A 20,533-nucleotide genomic window follows, 5' to 3' on the forward strand; every position below is an offset into this window, starting at 1 on the left:
CGGGGCGGCGGCCGCCTGACGAACGGCGCCGCCCATCATCTCGCTCTCTCTGAACCAGCACCGGAACGACCGGCGAGGCCGGTCAGGACGACGGCGCCTCTCTTGCGCCCCGTGTCGACGTAGCCGTGCGCCTCGACGACCTCGGTGAGGTCGAAGGTGCGGTCGATCACCGCCTGGAGGTGCCCCGACTCGGCCAGCCGCACCAGGTGGGCCAGGTCCTCGGCCCGGTACGCGCCCACGCTCGCGGTGACGAGCTTGCCGCTTCGCCGGCTGCGCCACGGCGCGAGCAGCACCCCGCGGAGGTCGGCGACCACCAGCAGCAGCGCCCCGCCAGGGTTGAGCGAAGCCTCGACCCGCTCGAAGGGGGCGTTGCCGACGCAGTCCACGATGACGTCGTACGTCCTGCCGTCGGCGGCGAAGTCGCCCTCGGTGTAGTCGATCACCCGGTCGGCGCCCAGCGAGGTCACCAGTTCCGCGTTCGCGGCGCTGCACACGGCGGTGACGTGGGCGCCCGCCTGCTTCGCCAGCTGCACGGCGGCCGTCCCCACCGCGCCGGACGCCCCGTTGACGAGGACCGTGGTGCCCGGCCCGAGAACGACGTGGTCGAGGAAGCCCCGGGCGGTGATCCCGCCGAAGACGAGGGTCACGGCCTCCTCGAAGGTCATGGTGCGGGGCTTGGCGGTGATGGCGCCGTCCTGCGGCACGCGGGCGTACTCGGCGTGCCCGCCGAACCGGCCGCCGAGCATCGCGACGACCTCGTCCCCGGGCCGGAACCGGGTGACGTCCGCGCCGACCGCCGCCACGACGCCGGCGACGTCCATGCCCAGGACTCGGCGGCGGGGACGGAACGCGCCGATGCCGAGGGCGGCCAGCAGCCACAGCCCGCGGGGGACGATGCGGCTGCGGGCGCGGTGGTCGGCGGCACTGACCGTGCTCGCGTGGACCCGGACGAGGACGTCGCCGCGGCCCAGGGAGGGCGTGGGCACCTCCTCGACCTGCACGACCTGGGGTGGGCCGAACCGTCGGTACACCGCGGCCCTCATCGGGAGCTGCCCGTAGAGAAGGTGGCCGTGATGGGTGCGGGCTTGAAGCCCCTGACGATCAGGTACACGCCGAGCGAGAACTCCCAGGTCGCGATGGGTATCACCGCGATGCCCGCGAAGGCGGACATCGGCCCCCACAGACCCAGCACCGTGCCCACGGTGGACGCGACCAGCAGGGGTGCTCCGATGAGCCCGAGCAGGGGCAGGATGCGCGGCACCAGGCCGGACCGGTACAGCAGGGTGCCTAGCAACAGGGCGTTCACGGCGGGCATGGTGCTCTGTCCGAGCCGGAACAGCCAGTCGTACTGGGCGACCAGCGCCTGCGCGGTGACAGACGCCTCCGCCCCGGCGCCCGCCTGCCGCAGCGTCACGATCGTCAAGAGGCTCGCGACGCCCGCAACGATGGTCCCGGCTTCGAGGACGCGAGCACCGACAAAGGCCAGTGCGACCCCTTCGTTCTGCCTCTTGACGACCGGGTACAGCGCGACGGCGGTGCCGATGCAGGCCAGGGCGACGATCAGCTCCAGGGCGCCGCCGAGGAACGCGGGGGTGTCCGGGCCCGGGCCGGTGATGTAGTCCGGGTCCTTGACCGGCCCATAGAGGACGAAGGAGGGGATCGAGACGAAGGTCAGCAGGTAGAGCGCGCCAGCGACGAGCGCGGTCCTCCTCAGGGAACTCATCGGGACGCGTTCGCGTGCGGAGATGCGGGCGGTGGTGGTCATGTCGGTCTCCTTGGTGGATGCGGGCTATCGGGGTTCGGCGGCAGGGACGTCTGGGGCCGGTTCGACCTGGGTCAGGGAGAGCAGCGGCAGGCCTACGTCCCGCACCCGCTGCAGCACGCCGTACAGGGCCGCCTGGTCCATCAGCCGGCCACGGATGCTCGTGGTGCCGCCGCTGTCGCAGGTGAGACTCAGCCCGTCGAACCAGGCGGCCCACCGGGGGTCGAGGTGCCCCTGGACGCGGATCTCGTACCACCGGGGCTCGTCGTGGTGCCGAGCCGATGTTGGTGTCATGACGCAGCTCCTGCCTTCCCGGGTCGATCGCGGCCGACGGTGTTCGGCTTGACGGGAAGGTAGGAGCGGATGTGGTGAGCAGGGATCACCACATGTGGTGATCCCTGTGGTGAACGGCTTGTGGCAGGTCGTCAGCGCCACGCCCACGAACGTCGCGCCTGGTCCTCGGTGAGGAGGACTGGAAGCCCCCGGCCCCGGGTCCGGACGGGGCCCGTTGGCCTGAGATGCCTCAGTGGTCCCGATCGGCGGCGCGGACGGCGCTCCGCGGCAGCAGGCCCAGCTCCTCGGCCCTGCGGACCGCGGCACGGCGGCTGGTCACCCCGAGCTTGGCGTAGACGTTCTTCGTGTGGGTGCGCACGGTGTTGAGGGACACCACGAGCTCCCGAGCGATCTCGGGGCCGCTCAGGTCGGTGCGGAGCAGCCGGAGCACGTCCAGCTCGCGGTCGCTCAGCGGCGCGATGAGCTGCGGCGCCGCGCCACCCGCGCTCGGGACCGCGGCGGCGAGGAGCCGGCGGACATAGGCCCGGGAGGCGCCCTGCTTCTCGACGGCGCGCAGCACGGTGACCAATGGGCGCCCCTCGTCCGCGAAGACGCGGACATACCCCTCCGGCTCGGCCAGCGTGATCGCCCGGCGCAGTGCCGCCTGGGCCGCCGCGCCGTCGCCGCGCGCCTGGAGGACCCGTGCCCGCAGCACGAGGACCTCGAGGACGCTGCCGGTCCGCCGCCCCTCCTCCGCCGCCCGCAGGAGCCGCTCCAGGAGGACGGTCGCCTCCCCGAGGGAGCGCTCGTCACCGTCGGTCGTGTAGCGGGCCAGGAGCACCCTGGCCAGGGTGAGGTGCTCGAACTCGCGCAGGTAGGAGAGGTCGTCGTCGACGGACAGAGCCCGCGCACGCACCCAGGCCAGCGCTTCCCCGAGCTCCCCGCGTGCGAGCCGCAGCCGCGCCCTGAGCGCCGGGATCGGCCGCACGTCGGGGAACATGTCGGCCGTGTAGACGCGCTCGGCGTCGTCGAGCAGCTCGAGCGCGGCATCCAGGTCGCCCTCGGCTGCCCGGATCCGCGCCATCGCCACCCGCCAGCGGTGCCGGTTCTGGGGCAGGCCCGCCTGGTCGCCCAGCTCCTCGCCGGCGCGCAGGTGCCGGCGGGCGGCGTCGAGCTCGTTGCGTTCGATCAACACGCCGCTCATGCCCACATGCATGTCCGCCGCGCCACGGAGCAGGGACGGGCCCTGCGTCGTCGCCACCCGCAGGCCCCGCTCGTAGCTGGCCAGTGCCTCGTGAAGACGGCCCTGGGCGTTACTGATGTCGGCCAGGGCGATGGTGCACCCGAGCGTGTCGGCGTGGTGCCCGGCCCGCTCCAGGTTCGCCACGGCCTCGGCCCACGACCGGTGGGCGGGTTCGAGGTCGCCGGTCGCCCAGTGTGCGAGCCCCAGCAGCCCGGCCGCCGCTCCCCGCTCCAGCGGGGCGTCGTCGCCGAGCAGGTCGAGCACGCGCTGGGCATGACTCATGGCGCCGGCCACGTCCCCGCGCATCCGGGCTTGCGCGGCGCGATAGACCGCGATCTGCCCCCGGACATTGCGGATGCGGGGGGCATCGGCGGCGGATGCCTCGCCCGCGGCCGCGGCGCCGTCCACCCAGCGCTCGGCGTCGCGCAGCCGGCCCTCCACCCCGTCGAGCTCCCCGAGCATGAGCAAGGTGCCCGCGTGGGTCAGGCTCAGCTCCGGCCTCGCCCGGACCTCCGCGTCGGGGAGGGCCTCGAGCCAGCGACGCAGCGTGGCCTCCTGGCGCAGCCGGCGCAGCCCCGGCAGGGCAAGCTCGACGAGGTCCGCCGCCCGCGCGCCGTCGTCGCCGGCCAGCGCGTGCCGGATCGCCTCGGCCGGATCGCCGTTGCGCTCGTACCACTCGCTCGCCCGCCGGTGCAGGCCGGGGACCTCACCGGGCCGCTCGCCGAGCAGGCGGGCGTGCAGCACGTCCGCGAAGAGGTGGTGGTAGCGGTACCACCGGCGGCGATCGTCCAGCGGGACCAGGAACAGGTTCGCCCGCTCCAGAGCCTCCAGCGTCGCCGCGCCGCCGGCACGACCGGTGACGGCGTCGCACAGCGGGCCGCTCAGCCGGCTCAAGACCGACGTCCGCAGCAGGAAGTCGCGGACGTCGTCGGGCTGGCGCTGCAGGACCTCCTCGGCCAGGTAGTCGACGACGTACCGGTCGTCCCCGCCGAAGCCGGCGATGAAGCCGGCGACGTCGTCCCGGTCCCGCAGCGACAGGGCCGCCAGCTGCAGCGCGGCGATCCAGCCCTCGGTGCGCTCGTCGAGGGCGGCGACGTCGCGCGCCGTCAGCGTCAGGCCCATGGCCTGGCCGAGGTAGGCCGCCGCCTCGTCCGGGGTGAAGCGCAGGTCCCGGGCACGGATCTCGACGAGCTCGCCCCGCCCGCGCAGCCGGGCCAGCGGCAGGGCCGGGTCGGCGCGTCCGGCGATCACCAGGTGCACGTGCGGCGGGAGGTGCTCGACGAGGAACGCCATCCCGTCGTGGACCTCGCGTGCGTCGAGGACGTGGTAGTCGTCGAGCACCAGCACGACGTCGCGCCGGAGTTCGTCGAGGTCGTTGAGCAGCATCGCGAGGACCGTCTCGGTGGTCCCTTGCGCCGACCGGAGCAGCGACAGCGCCTCGGAGCCGATCCCGTCCACTGCCGTCTGGAGGGCGGCCACGACGTAGGTCCAGAACACCGCCGGGTCGTTGTCGCGGACGTCGAGCGAGAGCCATGCGACGGGCCGGCCGGCGGGAGCGGCGGCCAGCCACTGCGCCAGCACGGTCGTCTTGCCGAACCCGGCCGGGGCCGCCACGAGGGTCAGCGCCGAGGCCCCCGCCTTCCCGAGCCGCTCGATCAGCCGGGGACGCGGCACCAGCTCGCGCCGCCCGCGGGGGACGTGGAGCTTGCTCTGGAGCAGCGGCCCTGCCATGACTCCCCTCCGCGGGTGGCGCCCGTCGCGAACGCGCGCCGGCGGGACACACCGTAGTGGTCCTGCGATCGGCCCGTGTGCGCACCCACCGGGGACGGCCGTGTGCGCCGTCGCCCCGGGCGGCCTCCTCGCCGACCAGGGCGGTGGGCGCGTCGACCGGCCCGGGCGGCACCGCGCCCGGCCCACGCGGCACCTCGACGGGCCCGTGCATAGGGTGCGGAGGTGACTGCCGACGACACCGACCACTTCGTGCGTGTCCGGGGCGCCGGCGAGCACAACCTGCGCAACGTCGACGTCGACCTCCCCCGGGACGCGATGGTCGCCTTCACCGGGGTCTCCGGTTCCGGGAAGTCCTCGCTCGCGTTCGGAACCCTCTATGCCGAGGCGCAGCGCCGGTACTTCGAGTCGGTCGCGCCCTACGCCCGCCGCCTCCTGCAGCAGGTGGGCGCGCCGCACGTGCGGGAGATCACCGGGTTGCCGCCGGCGGTGGCCCTGCAGCAGCGGCGCGGGGCGCCGAGCTCGCGGTCGACGGTGGGCACCCTCACCACGCTGTCCAACCTGCTGCGGATGCTCTACTCGCGCGCCGGCACCTACCCGCGCGGAGCCCGGCGGCTGGACGCCGAGGCGTTCTCGCCCAACACCGTGGCGGGCGCCTGCCCCCGGTGCCAGGGGCTGGGCCAGGTGCACGACGTCACCGAGGACCTGCTGGTGCCGGATCCGTCGCTGAGCATCCGCGACGGCGCGATCGCGGCGTGGCCGGGCGCCTGGCAGGGCGCCAACCTGCGCAGCATCGTGACCGGCCTGGGGATCGACGTCGACAAGCCGTGGCGCGAGCTGAGCAAGAAGGACCGCGACTGGCTGCTCTACACCGACGAGCAGCCATCCGTCCTCATCGCGCCCGAACCGGGCCGCATCGACCACGGGTACCACGGGAAGTTCTGGAGCGCCCGCAAGCACGTCATGCACGTGCTCGCCGACTCCAAGAGCCAGCGGATGCGTGACCGGGCGCTGCGGTTCGTCCGCAGCATCCCATGCCCCGTGTGCCACGGCAGCCGGATCCGGCCGGAGGCCCTCGCGGTGACCTTCGCCGGCCGATCGATCGCGGAGGTCAACGCCATGCCGCTGGCCGAGCTCGCGGCGCTGCTGCGTCCCGTGGCGGACCTGCCCGAGGCGGGGGCCGCCACGCCGAGCGCCCAGTCCGGGGAGGCGACCGAGGTCGCGGTGCGGATCTGCGCCGACCTGGTCGCGCGGGTCGACGTGCTGGTCGACCTCGGCCTGGGCTACCTCAGTCTCGGGCGGCGCTCGACGACCCTGTCGCCGGGCGAGGCCCAGCGCCTGCGGATCGCCACCCAGCTGCGCTCGGGGCTGTTCGGGGTCGTCTACGTGCTCGACGAGCCCTCCGCGGGCCTGCACCCGGCGGACGCGGAGCCGCTGCTCGACGTCCTCGACCGGCTCAAGGCGTCGGGCAACTCCCTCTTCGTCGTCGAGCACGACCTGGACGTCGTGCGCCGTGCCGACTGGGTGGTCGACATCGGCCCCGGCGCGGGCGATCGCGGCGGGCGGGTGCTCTACAGCGGCCCGGTCGCCGGTCTCGAGGACGTGGAGGAGTCGGCCACCAGCCGGTACCTCTTCGGCCGGGTCCAACCGCTCGAGCACAACGCCCGTGCCCCGCAGGGCTGGCTGCACCTGCGTGGCGTCTCCCGCCACAACCTGCGGGACGTGTCCGTCGACGTGCCGCTGGGCGTCCTGACGGCGGTGACCGGGGTCTCCGGGTCCGGCAAGTCGACCCTCGTCACGCAGGTGCTCGCCGAGGTCGTGGGCCGCCACCTCGGCCAGGCCCCTGAGGACCAGGACGACGCGGACGTCGAGGTCGACCTGCGCGACGCGTCCGGGCTCGAGGCGTTCGACCGGCTCGTCCTGGTCGACCAGCGGCCGATCGGCCGCACCCCCCGGTCCAACCTGGCGACCTACACCGGCATGTTCGACGCGGTGCGCAAGCTGTACGCGTCGACGGACGAGGCGCAGGCGCGCGGCTACACCGCCAGCCGCTTCTCCTTCAACGTCCCGGAAGGCCGGTGCGAGACCTGCCAGGGGGAAGGGTTCGTCGCGGTCGAGCTGCTGTTCCTGCCCGGCACCTACGCGCCCTGCCCGACCTGCCACGGCGCGCGCTACAACGCCGAGACGCTCGAGGTGACCTACCGCGGCACGAACATCGCGGAGGTGCTGGCGATGTCGGTCGACGACGCCGCAGTGTTCCTCACCGACGTCCCGGCCGCCTCGCGAAGCCTGGAGACGCTGCGCGAGGTCGGGCTAGGGTACCTGCGGCTGGGCCAGCCGGCGACCGAGCTCAGCGGCGGTGAAGCCCAGCGCATCAAGCTCGCCACCGAGCTGCAACGAGCCCGCCGCGGCCACGCCCTCTACCTGCTCGACGAGCCGACGGCGGGGCTGCACCCGGCCGACATCACGCTGCTGCTGCGACAGCTGCACCGGCTCGTCGACGCCGGCAACACGGTCGTCCTGGTCGAGCACGACCTCGACACGATCGTCTCCGCCGACTGGGTCATCGACCTGGGCCCCGGCGGCGGCGACGCCGGCGGGCGCGTGGTCGCCACCGGCACCCCGGCCGAGGTCGCCAACGCCCCGGGCAGCGCCACCGCGCCCTACCTCGCCCGGCGGCTCGCACGCTCCTGACGGGTTCCCCGGACGGGAGCCGTCCCCGGCTCGCCGGCCGTGCGAGGCTCCCCGGCCAGTCCTCGGCCGGGCACGGCAAAGGCCCTGACCCGCATGACTGCGGGTCAGGGCCTCGTCGTTCTGTGCGCCCGGAGGGACTCGAACCCCCAACCTTCTGATCCGTAGTCAGATGCTCTATCCATTGAGCTACGGGCGCCTGGCCGCTTGGGCCGTGTTCGACTTTAGCGTGCCGAGGCGGCGCGATCCAATCCGGGGCGCGTGAGGGTGGTCACTGGGCCCTCCGGACGGCGGCCACGACGGCGCTCACGCCCCCTGCTGCCCTGGGGCGAGCGCCGGGACGTCGGCGAAGGAGTACGGCGGCCACGGACCCAGGTACCGGATCCGCGCCGCCGGCTGCTCGCGCTGGATGTCGGCGAGCTCCTCGCCCACGCGGGCCATGCCGTCGCGGGCCACGAGCACCGCGACCGTGAGGACGGCGACCGTGCCCGGCTCGGTGCGCGCACTGCGGTTCTCGGTGATCTCCTCCGCGAGCGCCGCGAGCCGGCGGCGGTACTCCGGGTACAGCTCGTCGGCCAGGGCGTCGGTGACCTCCCGCTCCAGCTGCTCAAGCCGCTTGCGCAGCAGGCGCTGGACCCCCGCGGGGCGGGTCTCGAGCTCGGCGAGCAGCGCCCGGGCGTCCGGGTGCCCGGCCGCGACGTCGTGGGGATCCAGGGCGATCTCCACCCGCAGCTCGACCCGGTCGCGGAGCCGCCCGAGCCGCCCGACCAGCTGGGTCGAGCTTCGCCCCAGCCAGTCCCGGAGCCGGTCCCGCGCCGGGGCGCCCTCGGCCGCCGCGACGATGACGTTGAAGCTGACCGGCAGCACCGTGCCGGTGGTGTCGAAGACCCGCTCGACCACGTCGCCATGCTCGAGCACCCACCGCCGCACGTCCTCGTCGGCGCCGTCGTAGGGGTTGCCGGCGTGCTCGTGGACGACGGCGGCCGCCCCGCCGGGCCCGGCCACCAGCTCCAGCGGGGCACGGTCGATGCCGGTGCCGAGCGGGGTCGGCGGCGTGTCCGCCGGCACGATGGCGTAGACGTACAGGCCCGTCACCCGTTCTGCCCTCCTGCCTCCTCGGCCCACCGGGCCGGGTTGACGAGCTTGTCGACCACCTCGTCGACGACGTCGTCGAGGCCCCGGCGCAGGTCGGCGACCGAGGTCTGCAGCCCGTGGTCGGCCTTGATCTGGTCGATCGCCTCGTCCAGCTCGAGCAGCGCCTGGCCGAGCCGCTCCTGCTCCTCCTCGGTCAGCTCGCCGCCCTCGAGGCGCCGGATGGCCTGGCTCTCCAGGGCCTCCTCGATGACCTCGACGAGCGTGATGACCAGCGTCAGGACGCCGTTCTTCAGGCTCTTCTCGTCGATCTTGAGCGTCATGCCGTGCCCTCCCTCTCACTCGCCGCGGCCAACCGGCGCAGCTCGCGCACCCACGGCTCGGGGTCGCCGGCGGCGAGCCGGACCTCCCCGGCGGGCGAGCCGACGACGATCACCGCCTCCCCGGCCGGCACCCGGGCACGCTCGACGGCGACCGAGGTGACGGCGCCCGGCCGCAGCCGCACGGCGGGCCGGGCGTCGAGCGCGCCCTTCCAGGTCAGCCCGGCGACCGGGTCGAGCGTCGCGGTCCCCCCGCGCCACAGTGGCCCGCCGGCCCGGCGCTCGAGGAACCACATCTGGCCCTCGAGGGCCGGGGCGGGACGCCCGGGCAGCCCCGGACGCGGCCCGGCCGCACCCACGCCGAGCTGACGGAGCAGCTCGAGCAGGCGCTGCGGCTCGGCCGCGGAGAGCAGCGCCTCGCCGTCGGGCGCGATGACGAGCAGGCGGGCGCGGTCCTCCCCGCCGATCGCCCGCTCGGCGTGCAGGTCGACGGCGGTGATGCCGGCGAGCGGGGCCTGCCAGAGGGTCTCGGCGGGCTCGCGCCGGTGGACGACGAGCCGGTGGGTGGTGAGGTAGACGGTGCCCGGGCGCCACGTCTCGTAGGGCACCTCCTGGCGGTGCCCGCCGGCCATGCGCGCGACGATCTCCTCGCCGTCGGCCAGGGGCAGGTGCCGGGAGACGGACCGGCGCACCCAGGCGCGCGTCTGCTCGTCCCAGCTGCGCATCATCCCGTACTCGAGCATGGTCTCGATGCCCGCGATGGTGGCGCGCAGATTGATGCCGATCAGCGGGATGTCGGCGATCGTGATGATGAGGTCCAGGTCGAGATAGACGCCCTTGTTGAGGAGCACCTCGAGCAGGTCCGGCAGGGTCGCGCGCGGGTCCCGCGTGGGCTGCAGGGCCTGCGGTGCGGCGACGGCGGAGCTGTCACCCATCGCCGTCCCCTTCGTCGGGCACGCGCGCCGCGCGGCGAGGCTCACCGCCGCTGCCGTCGCCCTTCCCGTCGCCGGGCGGAGCGTCCTCGTCGGGCACGCGCGCCGCGCGTCGCCGCTCCTGGCCGTCGCCCGACTCCGTCCCACCAGGCGCGATGGCCGCCGCCTCGGGCGCGTCGGGGCCGCCGACGTCGGACGTCGGCTCGTCCTCCGGCTGGCCGCCGACCTGGCGGCGCTCGTCCTCGCGGATCGCCCGGGCGCTGCGCCACCCGCACCACGGGCAGAACTCGTTGAGCAGCTGCGCGGTGGGCGCGGACTTGCCGCAGCGCGGGCACGTCTCCTTGGGCTCGATCGCGTTGCGCCACGCGATGGTCTCGGTGTTGGTCCCCGAGGGGAACTCCAGCCCGTAACGGGCCGCCGTCTCGAAGGACGCCAGCGCGGCGCGGATGCGGATGCCGAGCAGCTCCACGCCCGCGACCGAGACCATGATGTCGGCGTTGAGCACCAGCCCCTTGTCGAGGAGGGTCTCAATGACGTGCACGAGGGAGCCTTCGCGGTCGCGCCGCGGCTCCATACCGCCGCCGCGCCCGGCCACGACGCTCATGCCTGTGTCACTCCTCTGTCCCTCATCGACCTCCCCGGGCCCGCCGCGGTCACGTCTGCCCGCGCACGTAGCGCGAGCGCCGGTGGTAGGCGACGAGCTCGCCGTCGCCGTCGAGCTCGACCTCGTACTCGGCCATGATGTCGGCGGTGCTCGGCACGTGCCGGTCCTCGACGGCCTCGATCGTCACCTTCCACCCGTCGTGGTCCCGTTCGACCCCGACGATGCCCTCGGCCGCACGCCCGGTGAGCTCGACGAGCTGCTCAAGGGCGAAGATCGCGGCGCGGCGGGCAGTCACGCGGGGACGACGCTCATCGGGCTCGGGCTCCTCCGGCGCTTCGTCGTCGGGCTCGTCCGGTCCTTCGTCCTCGGGCTCGTCCGGTCCTTCGTCCTCGGGCTCGTCCGCCGCCTGGTCCTCCGGCTCCTTCCCGGCTTCCCGCGCCGCGTCCTCCGGCTCCGGCTGGTCGTCCTCGGCCGCCCCGCCCGCGGTGTCGCGGTCCTCGGCGGCGTCCTCCTCAGCTGCCGCCTCGGGCTCGCGCTCCTCGGTCCCGTCGTCCCGCTCGTCCGGTTCCTCCGTGCGGTGCACCGGGATCTCCTCCGGCGGGCGCCGGCGGGCGGCGCGGCGCGGGGCCTTCGTCGACTCGGTCATCGTCCCTCCTCCCGGCTGCGTCGGTTGGCCTCGATGAGGCGGGCAACGAGCTGCTCCTCCAGGGCGTCGGCCTCGTCGTCGCCGAGCTCGCCGGACTCCCGGGCGGCGGCCACCTCCTCGAGCTGCCGGCGGATAGCGCCGGCGTCGTAGTACTGGCGCTCGGCCTCCTCGAGCACCTGCTCACCGACCCACACCGTGCCCCGCACGGGGGCGAGCGGCAGGGACAGCAGATTCCAGAGCAGGCCCACGGCGATCAGACCTCCGCCACGAAGTCGTACGGGGCCTGCGGTCCGACGAGCCGGAACGTCATCCGGCCCACGCGCTGGGAGGCCAGGGCCTCCACGGTGTCGTCGAACCGCCGCTGCTCCCCGCGGCGCACGAGGACGGCGGCCTCCAGGACGTCCTCGACCTGCCCGGTCTCGCGGGCACGCAGGTCGAGGACGACGGGCCCCAGGGCGTCGGTGAGCGCCGCGGTGTCGCCGACGCGCTTCTGCTCGAAGCCGTGCACCACGAGCTCGCCCAGCCGGATTCGCTCGTAGTAGGCCGCGCCGGGCGCGACGCCCGCCGTCGCCTCGCGCAGCCGGCGGATCTCCGGCTGTTCCTCGACGAGCTCGGCGATGACCGCCTCCTGGCGGTAGCGGACCGTAAGGGTGTACTGCACGGCGTCGGCGAGGCGGTCGAGGTCCTCCTGCAGGTGGGCCACCCCGTCCGGCGCGAGCGCCTCGCGCAGGGCGTCGACGTCGGGCACCACGGTGCCGAACCGCATGGGCAGCACCGGCCCGGCCTGGGCGACGGCGTCGAGCACCGCCGCGTGCGCGCGGACCTCGGCGGGCAGCCCGATGACCTCGGGGTCGGGAACGCCGGAGACCAGCGCCGCGACGTCGCCCAGCGTGCGGAGCCGGACGCGCCCGCCCCCGACGCCCGCGACGTCGGGGACAGGGGTGTCCGACGGCACGATGCCGTAGACGTACTGACTCAGCTTGTCTGCCTCGACGGCTGCCGTCACGAGTCCGCCTTGCTCGAGCTGCGCCGCTCAGTCTTCTCCTCGCGGCGTCCCTCGTCGTCGTCCTTGTCCCGGTTGCCAAGAAGGGCCTCCTTGGCGCCGGAGAGCATTCCGCCGGTCTTCCCGTGCGCGCCGGCCTGGGTCATGCCCTCGACCAGCTCGGGCAGGTCCTTGCCGCCCTGGGCCTGCAGGTCCAGGCGGTTGGTCGCCTCGGCGAAGCGCAGGAACGTGTCGACGCTGGCGATGACGATGCGCGCATCGATCGTCAGGATCTCGATGCCGACCAGCGACACCCGCACGAAGGCGTCGATCACCAGGCCCTTGTCGAGGATCAGGGCGACGACGTCGGCCAGCGAGGCCGACGACGGTCGGTCGACGTAGCTGCCGTGGGACCTCGTCGCTACGGTGCTCATCGTGTCCTCCCCTGCTGTTCAGCGGGCTCGGGCTCTTCCTCTTCCTCCCCTTCCTCTTCCTCTGGCTCCGTCTCTGTGCCGGCTTCGGGCTGCTCCTCGCCTTCAGCCTGCTGTTCCTCCTCGCCGCCTTCTTCGGGCTGCTCGCCCTCGGACTCCTCCTCGGCCTGCCGCTCCTCCTCCATCACGTCCTCGTGGCTGCGCACGATCTCCTTGTCGTGGATCTCCGCGCGGTAGCCCTCGAAGTCCTCGGGGTGCAGGATCGCGTCGCGCATGACCTGGCGGATGAAGAACTTGATCTCCAGGCGCATCCGGCGGTTGGCCGCCCGCCACATGTTGGCCGTCTTCTCGAAGAATCCCTGGGGGTAGTACTCCAGGACGACGACGATCCGTGTGAGGTCCTCCTCCAGCGAGTGGAAGGTCACCGCCCCGCTGATGTGCCCCTTCGGGCCGGCGGAGTCCCAGACGATCCGCTTGTTCGGGATCTGCTCCTTGATCGTGGTCTCCCACTCGCGATGGGACCAGAACACCTGCCCCTTGAACTTGACCTTGCCCTGGTCCGCGTCGAGCTCGGCGCGCTCGGTCTTCTTCATGAAGTTGGGCCACTGGTCGTAGGTGGTCCACTGGTTGTACGCGAGCCCGACGGGGACGCCGATGTCGAAGCTGTCGACGAAGTTGTTGAACTTCATCTTGCGGCCGCCGCCCTTGCCGCCCTTGCCCCGTCCGAACAGGCCCTTGATCTTCTCCTTGAGGCCGGTGCCGGCGGCGGAGAGCCCGGCCCTGATGGGTGATTGGCCGGAGGCGAGCTTCTCGGCCGCCGTGCCGGCGGCGGCGGCCTTGGCGCTGCCCTGCTCGCCGCCGTCGTCGCGCTCGTCGTCGTCCTCGTCCGCCCCGCCCTGGCTCTCGCCGGTGGCGAAGGCGTTGAGCCGGTCGGACAGGCCGCCGACGCGGTCGGTGATCTTGTCGACGGCGCGGCCGCCCAGCGCGCGGGCGAAGCCGCCCCCGGCCCGCTTGAGCGCGTCGAGCGGGTCGGTGGACGCCTGACCCCCGGCCTCTTGGGAGGATGTCTCAGTCATCAAGCTGCTCCTTTCGCGTCGACGCCGTGGTCACGGCTTCGGCGTGGTCGGGGGCATGGCCTTGGACTTGCCAGCCTTCGCCGCGTTCTTGGAGGCGTTGTTCTTCGAGGAGTTGCCCCCGCCCTTCGAGGCGTTGCCGGCCGCCTTCTTCGTGGAGACCGTCGCGGCGCGGGCGCGCGGGGCGGGCCGGCCCTCAGGAAGCGCGTGCGGCGCCGGCTCCTTCTGCTCGGCCTCGCCGCCCTCCTCGGACTCTTCCTCTTCGGGCTCCTCGGCCTCCGCCTCGGGCTCGCTGCCCTCTTCGGCCTCCGCCTCGGGCTCACCGCCCTCCTCGGAGGACTCCTCGGCCGTCTCCTCCTCGGCCTGCCCCTGGGGCGCCTCTTCCTCCTCCGCCTGCGGCTCCGTGCCCTCGGGCTCGCCGCCCTCCTCGGGCGCCTCCTCGGCGTGCTTCTTCTTCCCGAAGTGGACGCGGTCCTTGAGCGAGGTCGTGGTCTTCCCCGCCGCCCCGGTGGCGGTCCCGGCCGCCGCGCCGGCCGTGGACGTCGCCTTGCCCGCCGCAGCCTTGGTGCCTTCGCTCACCGGGGAGGCGAGCTTCTCGGCACGGTGCTCGAGGTTCGCCGTCATGGACTCCACGCCCTTGGTGACCGCTGCCAGCGCCGCGGCGCGGCCGGCCTCGGTCAGGCGGACGGTGAGCTCCTCGGTCAGTCGCTTGATCTCCGGCGAGGACATCACCGAGGTCAGCTGTCCGGTGAGCTTCTGGGGGTTCTCGCGCAGCTGGCGCGCTCCCAGGCCGGTGGCGAGCAGGAGCGCGAGCCGCATCTTCTTCGTGCGCCCGAGCAGATACCCACCGAGCAGCATCCCGGCGAACTTGAGCTTGTCGTCCATGGCGTATCAGTCCTGTCCTCGACGGATGTGATGATCGACACATGCTGCGCGCGCAATTGCAGGATGTCACAGGCCATCGCGGCCTGCCTGACGAGAGGCGGCAGGCCGACCGCAACCCCCCGCCAGGCTCACGGAGGGCCCGAACGCCCGCAACCGGAGGCGCCGCCCGGGGAGGGCGCGGCCCCCTCACCGGGCACCGCCCGGACGGCCCCGCGCAGCCGCCAGAGACCTTCGGACGTTCGTGACGTTCGTCGAACGTTTTGGTCAGGCGGACGGCGCCCGGTAACCTGGGGACGTCCTTGGAGACGTCGCATAGTCAGGTCTAGTGCGCGGCCCTGCTAAGGCCGTGACGGGGCAACCCGTCCGTGGGTTCAAATCCCACCGTCTCCGCTCTTGTGAGGGGCCGGGAACCGCTGCATCGCCAGCATGGTTCCCGGCCCTTTTCCCTGCCCGCACCCGTCGGCCGTCGCACGGCACCGCCGCCGCATACCGCACGGCCCGGGCGCACCGCCCGCCGCGACGTCGTCCGAGCGGGCGCCGGCCGGGGCCGTGAGGCAAGACGATGTTTCGCAGGCCGCAGGCCTTCTCCGGCCCGTCCGCCGTGCACGACGGTCACCGAGTCAGGTGATCCGCGACGGTCTTGCCGTCGGCGGCGTGAGCTCGGCCCGGCTGCGGAGCGCGCCGACGGCGTGAGCGCACCAGGAGGACAAAGCCCACCCAGGACAATGCGACGACAAGCGCCACGCCAAACCGGACCAGCCCGAGACGCTCCTCGGGGTAGAGGTGCCCGGTGAGGTATGTCCTGATGAACCCTCCAGGGCTGAGGCCCGGCTCGCCCGCGCGGCGGCGGAGGTCGTTCTCGAGGATGGTCAGCGGGCAGTCCCAACCGAAGAGGACGGCGAACCCAGCCCACGCGATGGCCATGACGTGCGCGACCATGCTTCTCGGCCAGCGCCAGGCGACGAAGCCACCGATCACCACGTAGAGCAGGTAGCCGAAATGCGCCGCCATGACCAGATCGGCGAGCACGCCGTCCATGTCTCAACCCTCCCCCATGGACGGCGAACGGCAACCCTCACGCCCCGGGAGTGACGTCACGCCCGCCCGTTTTGGCGTGGGGCGGCGGAACTCGGCGGAGGGCAAGGGATTCGAACCCTTGGTGGGTTGCCCCACAACGGTTTTCAAGACCGTCACATTCGGCCGCTCTGTCAGCCCTCCCTGCCCCGCCCGGCACGCCGGCGCGGGGCGCCGACCAGTCTACGGGCGGCGCCGGTCCGGCTCGGCACCGGCGCGAGCGCAGGCCGGCCGGGCGCCGTCGTCGTCGGGCCGCCGCCGGCGCACCGGCCCCGCCACCCGGCGGTTTCCGACCATCGCTACCAAGATGAGGACCATGCGTGCCATCACCGTGACCAGCAACAACTCCCTCGAGCTGACCGAGGTCCCCGACGCCCAGGCGGGACCGGGCGAGGTCCTCGTCGAGGTCGCCGCGGCGGGGGTGAACCGCGCCGACATCCTCCAGCGCGCCGGGCACTACCCGCCCCCGCCCGGGGCGAGCGACATCATGGGGCTGGAGGTCTCCGGCACGGTCGTGGCCCTCGGCGAGGGCGTGGACGGCTCGCAGGTGGGCGACGAGGTCGCGGCGCTGCTGGCCGGCGGCGGGTACGCCGAGCTGGTCGCCGTCCCGGCCGGCCAGCTGCTGCCGGTGCCGCAGTCCGTCTCCCTGGTCGACGCCGGCGGGCTGCCCGAGGCGGTGTGCACCGCCTGGGACAACCTCATGCGCGCCGGGCGCCTGACGTCCGGGGAGACCGTGCTCGTCCACGGCGGCTCCGGCGGCGTCGGCTCCGCGGCGATCCAGCTCGCCACCGCCGTCGGCGCCCGGGTCCTCACCACGGCCGGCGGCCCGGAGCGGGCCGCCCGGTGCCGCGAGCTGGGCGCCGACGTCGCGATCGACTACAAGGGCCAGGACGTCGTCGCCGCCGTGAAGGAAGCCACCGGCGGGCGGGGCGTGGACGTCATCCTCGACGTCCTGGGCGCCGGCGGCCTCGGCGACAACGTCCGCATGCTCGCCACCGCCGGGCGGCTGGTGGTCATCGGCACCCAGAAGGGCCGCAAGGGCGAGCTGGACCTGGGCATGCTGCTGACCAAGCGGGCGAGCATCCACGCGGCGACGCTGCGGGCCCGCCCGCTGGTGCAGAAGGCCGCCGTCGTCGAGGACGTGCGCGAGCGCGCCTGGCCGATGCTCGACGGCGGCCTGCTGCGGCCCGTCATCGCCGAGCGGCTGCCGCTGGCCGAGGCGGCCCGGGCCCACGAGCTGCTCGATTCCGGGACGGTGTTCGGCAAGATCGTCCTCCTGCCCTGACCGGCGCTGGGCGGGCCGCCGGCGTGCGGCCCGCCCAGCTCCGGCGCCGCCGGGCCCGGCCGAGCGCCAGGCCCCGCCAAGCGCCGGCCCTACCCCTCCAGCAACCCGGCCGCGAGCGCCGGTGCCAGGGCGGGCGCGAGGGGCAGGCGCGGCAGCAGCGTCGCCTGATAGGCGTGGTAGACGTCGGGCCGCCCGGACCAGGTCCCGGCGGCGGGCGTGTTGTCCGGCGCGAGCTCGTGGTGCCAGCGGCCCGGGGCCTCGATGAGGTGGCGCCGGGCGTAGTCCCACCACGTGCGGTACCAGTCGGCGTAGGCCTCCTCGCCGGTCGCGGCGTGCAACGCCGCGGCGGCCCCGATCGCCTCGCACACCACCCAGTGCATGCGCTGGCGCACCACCGGGGCGCCGGCGAAGTCCACGGTGTAGACGAAGCCGTCCGCGCCGTCGACCGCCCAGCCCTCGCGCGCGGCGCCCTCGACCAGCGCCCGCGGCGCCTCGAGCGTCCACGGCTCCGGGTCGCGGCCCCGGGCCGCCAGCGCGGCACGCAGCTCCAGGGTGAGCCGGGCCCACTCCAGCCAGTGCCCCACGGTGGCACCAAAGGGACGGAAGGGGTGCGCGGGCTGGTCGCGGTTGTACTCCAGCAGCGGCCGCCAGCCGGGGGTGAAGTGCTCGGGCAGGCGCCAGCCGTGGGCCCGGGCCTCGCCGTCGACGACCCGGCGGGTGATGCGCAGGGCCCGGTCGAGCCAGAGGTCCTCGCCGGTCACGTCGGCGACGGCGAGGTAGGCCTCGACCGTGTGCATGTTCGCGTTGACGCCGCGGTAGTCCTCTGGCTCGGTGAATGTGCGGTCGAAGCTCTCGCGCACCATGCCGGCCTCGTCGTCCCAGAACCGTGTGGTGCTGACGGCGCGGGCCCGCGCGAGGAGGTCGGCGGCGCCGGGCCGGGCGGCCGCCGTCGCCGAGGCGGCGGCGAGGAGCACGAAGGCGTGCGGGTAGGCCCCCTTGCGGCCGCCCGCCTCCCCGGCGGGGCGGGGGCCGTCCGGGCCCTGCTCGACGGCGGTGAACCAGCCGCCGTGCTCGGCGTCGGCGAAGGTGGTGGTCAGCGCCGCGACGCCGTGGTCGGCCAGCTCGGCGGCGCCGGGCCGGCCGCGCAGGGCGGCCAGGGCGAAGACGTGCGTCATGCGGCAGGTGATCCACAGCTCGGCGCGCGCGGGGTCGGGCACGGTGCCCGCGTCGTCGAGCGTGCCGAAGCCGAGGTCGGTGGCGGCGCCGCGGGCGAACGCCAGCAGGGCGTCGCCCTCGGCGTCGAGCCAGGCGGCGGGGGGCGGGGTGATCATGGCGGCCCTTCCGGTCGGTGCTACCGGGAACCTACCGGCGCCGGCCCGCGGCCCGGCCGGGCCACCCCGCGCGCGCAGACGGTGATGCGTCGCGGCCGGTGGGGTCAGCCCTTGACCGACCCGGCGAGGAGGCCGCGCACGAAGTACTTCTGCAGCGCGAAGAAGACGATGAGCGGGACGATCATCGACACGAACGCGCCGGAGGTGAGCAGGTGCCAGTCCTGCCCGCGCGAGCCGGCCATCTCCGACAGCCGCGCCGTCAGCGGCTGGATGGCGTTGTTGCCGCCGGAGAAGGTCAGCCCCACGAGCAGGTCGTTCCACACCCACAGGAACTGGAAGATCGCGAAGCTGGCGATCGCCGGGACCATGAGCGGCAGCATGATGCGGAAGAACAAGGTCACGTGCCCCGCCCCGTCCACCCGGGCGGCCTCGACGAGCTCGCGAGGGATCTCGGCCATGAAGTTGTGCAGCAGGAAGATCGCCAGCGGCAGCCCGAACGCCGAGTGCGCCACCCAGATCGCCAGGAACGGGAACGCCTCGGCCGCCGCGGTGCCCGAGAAGATCCGCAGCAGCGGGATGAGCGCCATCTGCAGCGGCACGATCTGCAGGGCGAAGACGACGACGAACACCGCGTCGCGCCCACGCCACTGCAGCACCGAGAAGCTGTAGGCCGCCATCGTGGCGATGACGAGGGGGATGATCGTCGCCGGCACGGTGATGGTCAGGGAGTTCATGAAGAAGTTCGCCAGCTGGCCGTTGGAGGCGCGGCCGAACAGCACCGTCTGGTAGTTCTCCGTGGTGAAGGCGGGGTCGGTGATGAACGTCCACCACCCGCTGGTGCGGATCTGCCCCTCCGGCCGCACGGAGCTGACGAGCAGCCCGAGCGTGGGCACCGTCCAGACCACGGCCAGCACGATCGCGACGGCCGAGCCCATCCGGCTGGTGAGCATGGACTTGGTGCGCCCGGCCGCGGAGACGCGCGGCGCCGTCGGCCGCATGGGGTCCGGCAGGCTGGCGAGCGGCGGCTCCGCCGTCGCGACGGCGGGGTTGGCGGGCGTCGTGCCGCTCATGCTCCACGCACCTCCCGGTTCCGCAGCATCTGGCGGACGTTGTAGACGATGATCGGGACGACCAGCACGAAGATGACGACGGCGAGCGCCGAGCCGACGCCGTTGTTGCCGAAGGTGAAGGACTGGTCGTACATCTGGTTGGCCAGCACCTGGGTGCCGAACCGGGCGCCGGTGACGGTGCGGGTGATGTCGAAGATCTTCAGCGTGGCGATGGAGATGGTCGTCAGGACCACCACGAGGGTCGGGCGGATCGACGGCACGGTGATGGAGCGGAACATCTGCCAGGAGTTCACCCCGTCGAGCCGGGCCGCCTCGACGATGTCGGCCGGGATCCCCTTGATCGCGGCCGAGAGCAGCACCATCGCGAACCCGGCCTGGATCCAGATCATGATGAAGATCAGGAAGAAGGTGTTCCAGGGCCCGTCCTGGAGGTACCGCACCGGCTCGACGCCGAGGCCGGTGAGGATCGCGTTGAGGAGGCCGATCTGGGTCTGCTCCGCGCCGCGGTACTCGTAGACGAACTTCCAGATGATGCCGGCGCCGACGAAGGAGATCGCCATGGGCATGAACAGCAGGGACTTGGCGACCTTCTCGAAGCGCTTGCCGTCGACCAGGATCGCGTAGATCAGCCCGATCGCCGTCGAGACGAGCGGGACGAGCGTGACCCACCAGAAGGTGTTGACGAAGGACTGGATCGACTCGGGGTTGGTGAAGACCCACTCGTAGTTGGCCAGGCCGACCCAGTTCTGCGACCGGCCGTCCATGAAGGACATCACCATGGTGCGCACGGCCGGGTAGATCAGCCCGACGCCGAGCAGGAACAGCGCCGGGCCGGCGAACACGAGCAGCGTCCAGGCGGTGCGGGTGTGGCCGGCGAACCGGTCGGCCAGGCGCGCGACCACCATGAGGGCGGCGACGACGAGGGCGAAGGCGATGACGGCCAGCAGCATCTGGCCGGTCTTCGAGTAGAGGAAGAAGTCCATGCGTGCTCCCCTGCGAGCGGCTGGGCGGCGCCCCGAGCGGGATGTCCGCCTCGGGGCGGGAACCCCGAGGGGGTGAGTCTCGGATGCGGAAACCCCGGAGGCGGGTGCGCCCGCGCGGGGGTGCGGCC

Annotated in this window: 20 protein-coding genes and 3 tRNA genes; 3 read left to right on the plus strand and 20 right to left on the minus strand. The window is 73.5% G+C overall.

The annotated features are described in order from the left end of the window. Positions 1-35: 35 nt before the first annotated feature. The 4 genes from GD880_RS16560 to GD880_RS16575 form a co-directional block, all read right to left on the minus strand. A complete protein-coding gene (locus GD880_RS16560) occupies positions 36-1,043 on the minus strand; it encodes an NAD(P)-dependent alcohol dehydrogenase (RefSeq protein WP_152232724.1) in 1,008 nt (335 codons plus the stop codon). After that, a complete protein-coding gene (locus GD880_RS16565; protein WP_226909753.1) occupies positions 1,040-1,765 on the minus strand; it encodes a DUF4386 domain-containing protein in 726 nt (241 codons plus the stop codon). Before GD880_RS16565 ends, GD880_RS16560 begins: the two co-directional genes overlap by 4 nt. Before the next feature lie 24 nt (positions 1,766-1,789). Then, the gene (locus GD880_RS16570) at positions 1,790-2,056 is read right to left on the minus strand and encodes a hypothetical protein (RefSeq protein WP_152232725.1); all 267 of its coding nucleotides are present in this window, start codon (positions 2,054-2,056) and stop codon (positions 1,790-1,792) included. Between the two features lie 229 nt (positions 2,057-2,285). Further along, entirely contained in the window at positions 2,286-5,009 is a 2,724-nt protein-coding gene (locus GD880_RS16575) for a LuxR C-terminal-related transcriptional regulator (RefSeq protein WP_152232726.1), read from the minus strand. A gap of 222 nt (positions 5,010-5,231) precedes the next feature. Between GD880_RS16575 and uvrA the strand changes: the two genes are divergently transcribed. Further along, positions 5,232-7,700 carry an excinuclease ABC subunit UvrA gene (gene uvrA, locus GD880_RS16580; RefSeq protein ID WP_152232727.1) on the plus strand — a complete coding sequence of 823 codons (2,469 nt, stop codon included), beginning with the start codon at positions 5,232-5,234 and terminating at the stop codon, positions 7,698-7,700. A 123-nt stretch (positions 7,701-7,823) separates the two neighbouring features. Here uvrA and GD880_RS16585 read toward each other — a convergent pair. The 11 genes from GD880_RS16585 to GD880_RS20450 form a co-directional block, all read right to left on the minus strand. Next, a tRNA-Arg gene (locus GD880_RS16585) sits at positions 7,824-7,896 on the minus strand. A 107-nt stretch (positions 7,897-8,003) separates the two neighbouring features. Continuing rightward, complete coding sequence (locus GD880_RS16590) at positions 8,004-8,792, minus strand: GvpL/GvpF family gas vesicle protein (protein ID WP_193314573.1); 789 nt, start codon at positions 8,790-8,792, stop codon at positions 8,004-8,006. Beyond that, positions 8,789-9,112, minus strand: a complete 324-nt coding sequence (gvpK, locus tag GD880_RS16595) for a gas vesicle protein GvpK (protein WP_152232729.1) — start codon at positions 9,110-9,112, stop codon at positions 8,789-8,791. Before gvpK ends, GD880_RS16590 begins: the two co-directional genes overlap by 4 nt. Further along, positions 9,109-10,044 carry a gas vesicle protein gene (locus GD880_RS16600; protein WP_226909754.1) on the minus strand — a complete coding sequence of 312 codons (936 nt, stop codon included), beginning with the start codon at positions 10,042-10,044 and terminating at the stop codon, positions 9,109-9,111. Before GD880_RS16600 ends, gvpK begins: the two co-directional genes overlap by 4 nt. After that, positions 10,037-10,645, minus strand: coding sequence for a gas vesicle protein (locus tag GD880_RS21140; RefSeq protein ID WP_319593271.1), 609 nt, complete (start codon positions 10,643-10,645; stop codon positions 10,037-10,039). Before GD880_RS21140 ends, GD880_RS16600 begins: the two co-directional genes overlap by 8 nt. Positions 10,646-10,694: 49 nt before the next feature. After that, the gene (gene gvpO / locus GD880_RS16610; RefSeq protein ID WP_152232730.1) at positions 10,695-11,291 is read right to left on the minus strand and encodes a gas vesicle protein GvpO; all 597 of its coding nucleotides are present in this window, start codon (positions 11,289-11,291) and stop codon (positions 10,695-10,697) included. Next, positions 11,288-11,539, minus strand: coding sequence for a gas vesicle protein GvpG (locus GD880_RS16615; RefSeq protein WP_152232731.1), 252 nt, complete (start codon positions 11,537-11,539; stop codon positions 11,288-11,290). The genes gvpO and GD880_RS16615 overlap by 4 nt, the downstream gene beginning before the upstream one ends. 5 nt (positions 11,540-11,544) lie before the next feature. Beyond that, positions 11,545-12,297 carry a GvpL/GvpF family gas vesicle protein gene (locus GD880_RS16620; protein WP_152232732.1) on the minus strand — a complete coding sequence of 251 codons (753 nt, stop codon included), beginning with the start codon at positions 12,295-12,297 and terminating at the stop codon, positions 11,545-11,547. Then, complete coding sequence (gene gvpJ, locus GD880_RS16625; protein WP_152232733.1) at positions 12,294-12,707, minus strand: gas vesicle protein GvpJ; 414 nt, start codon at positions 12,705-12,707, stop codon at positions 12,294-12,296. Before gvpJ ends, GD880_RS16620 begins: the two co-directional genes overlap by 4 nt. After that, entirely contained in the window at positions 12,704-13,780 is a 1,077-nt protein-coding gene (locus GD880_RS16630) for an SRPBCC family protein (RefSeq protein WP_152232734.1), read from the minus strand. Before GD880_RS16630 ends, gvpJ begins: the two co-directional genes overlap by 4 nt. Positions 13,781-13,810: 30 nt before the next feature. After that, entirely contained in the window at positions 13,811-14,662 is an 852-nt protein-coding gene (locus tag GD880_RS20450) for a hypothetical protein (protein ID WP_193314574.1), read from the minus strand. A gap of 301 nt (positions 14,663-14,963) precedes the next feature. On the opposite strand from GD880_RS20450, the gene GD880_RS16640 reads away from it, so the two are divergent. Beyond that, a tRNA-Ser gene (locus GD880_RS16640) sits at positions 14,964-15,052 on the plus strand. A gap of 222 nt (positions 15,053-15,274) precedes the next feature. On the opposite strand, the gene GD880_RS16645 is transcribed toward GD880_RS16640, so the two are convergent. Together GD880_RS16645 and GD880_RS16650 are read right to left on the minus strand one after the other, a co-directional pair. Further along, a complete protein-coding gene (locus GD880_RS16645; RefSeq protein WP_152232735.1) occupies positions 15,275-15,700 on the minus strand; it encodes a DUF2784 domain-containing protein in 426 nt (141 codons plus the stop codon). 95 nt (positions 15,701-15,795) lie between these two features. Further along, positions 15,796-15,880 (minus strand) — tRNA-Ser (locus GD880_RS16650). Between the two features lie 172 nt (positions 15,881-16,052). On the opposite strand from GD880_RS16650, the gene GD880_RS16655 reads away from it, so the two are divergent. Further along, positions 16,053-17,021, plus strand: a complete 969-nt coding sequence (locus GD880_RS16655; RefSeq protein ID WP_152232736.1) for an NAD(P)H-quinone oxidoreductase — start codon at positions 16,053-16,055, stop codon at positions 17,019-17,021. Positions 17,022-17,110: 89 nt separating this feature from the next. Here GD880_RS16655 and GD880_RS16660 read toward each other — a convergent pair whose 3' ends face one another. The 3 genes from GD880_RS16660 to GD880_RS16670 all read right to left on the minus strand — a co-directional run bounded on the left by GD880_RS16660 (position 17,111) and on the right by GD880_RS16670 (position 20,405). Further along, positions 17,111-18,352: an AGE family epimerase/isomerase gene (locus GD880_RS16660; RefSeq protein WP_152232737.1), complete on the minus strand. Its 1,242-nt coding sequence runs from the start codon at positions 18,350-18,352 to the stop codon at positions 17,111-17,113. Between the two features lie 104 nt (positions 18,353-18,456). Continuing rightward, a complete protein-coding gene (locus GD880_RS16665) occupies positions 18,457-19,422 on the minus strand; it encodes a carbohydrate ABC transporter permease (RefSeq protein ID WP_152232738.1) in 966 nt (321 codons plus the stop codon). Then, complete coding sequence (locus GD880_RS16670) at positions 19,419-20,405, minus strand: carbohydrate ABC transporter permease (protein WP_152232739.1); 987 nt, start codon at positions 20,403-20,405, stop codon at positions 19,419-19,421. Before GD880_RS16670 ends, GD880_RS16665 begins: the two co-directional genes overlap by 4 nt. Between the last annotated feature and the right edge of the window lie 128 nt (positions 20,406-20,533).

The sequence above is a fragment of the Georgenia ruanii genome, assembly GCF_009193175.1.
Lineage (GTDB): Bacteria > Actinomycetota > Actinomycetes > Actinomycetales > Actinomycetaceae > Georgenia > Georgenia ruanii.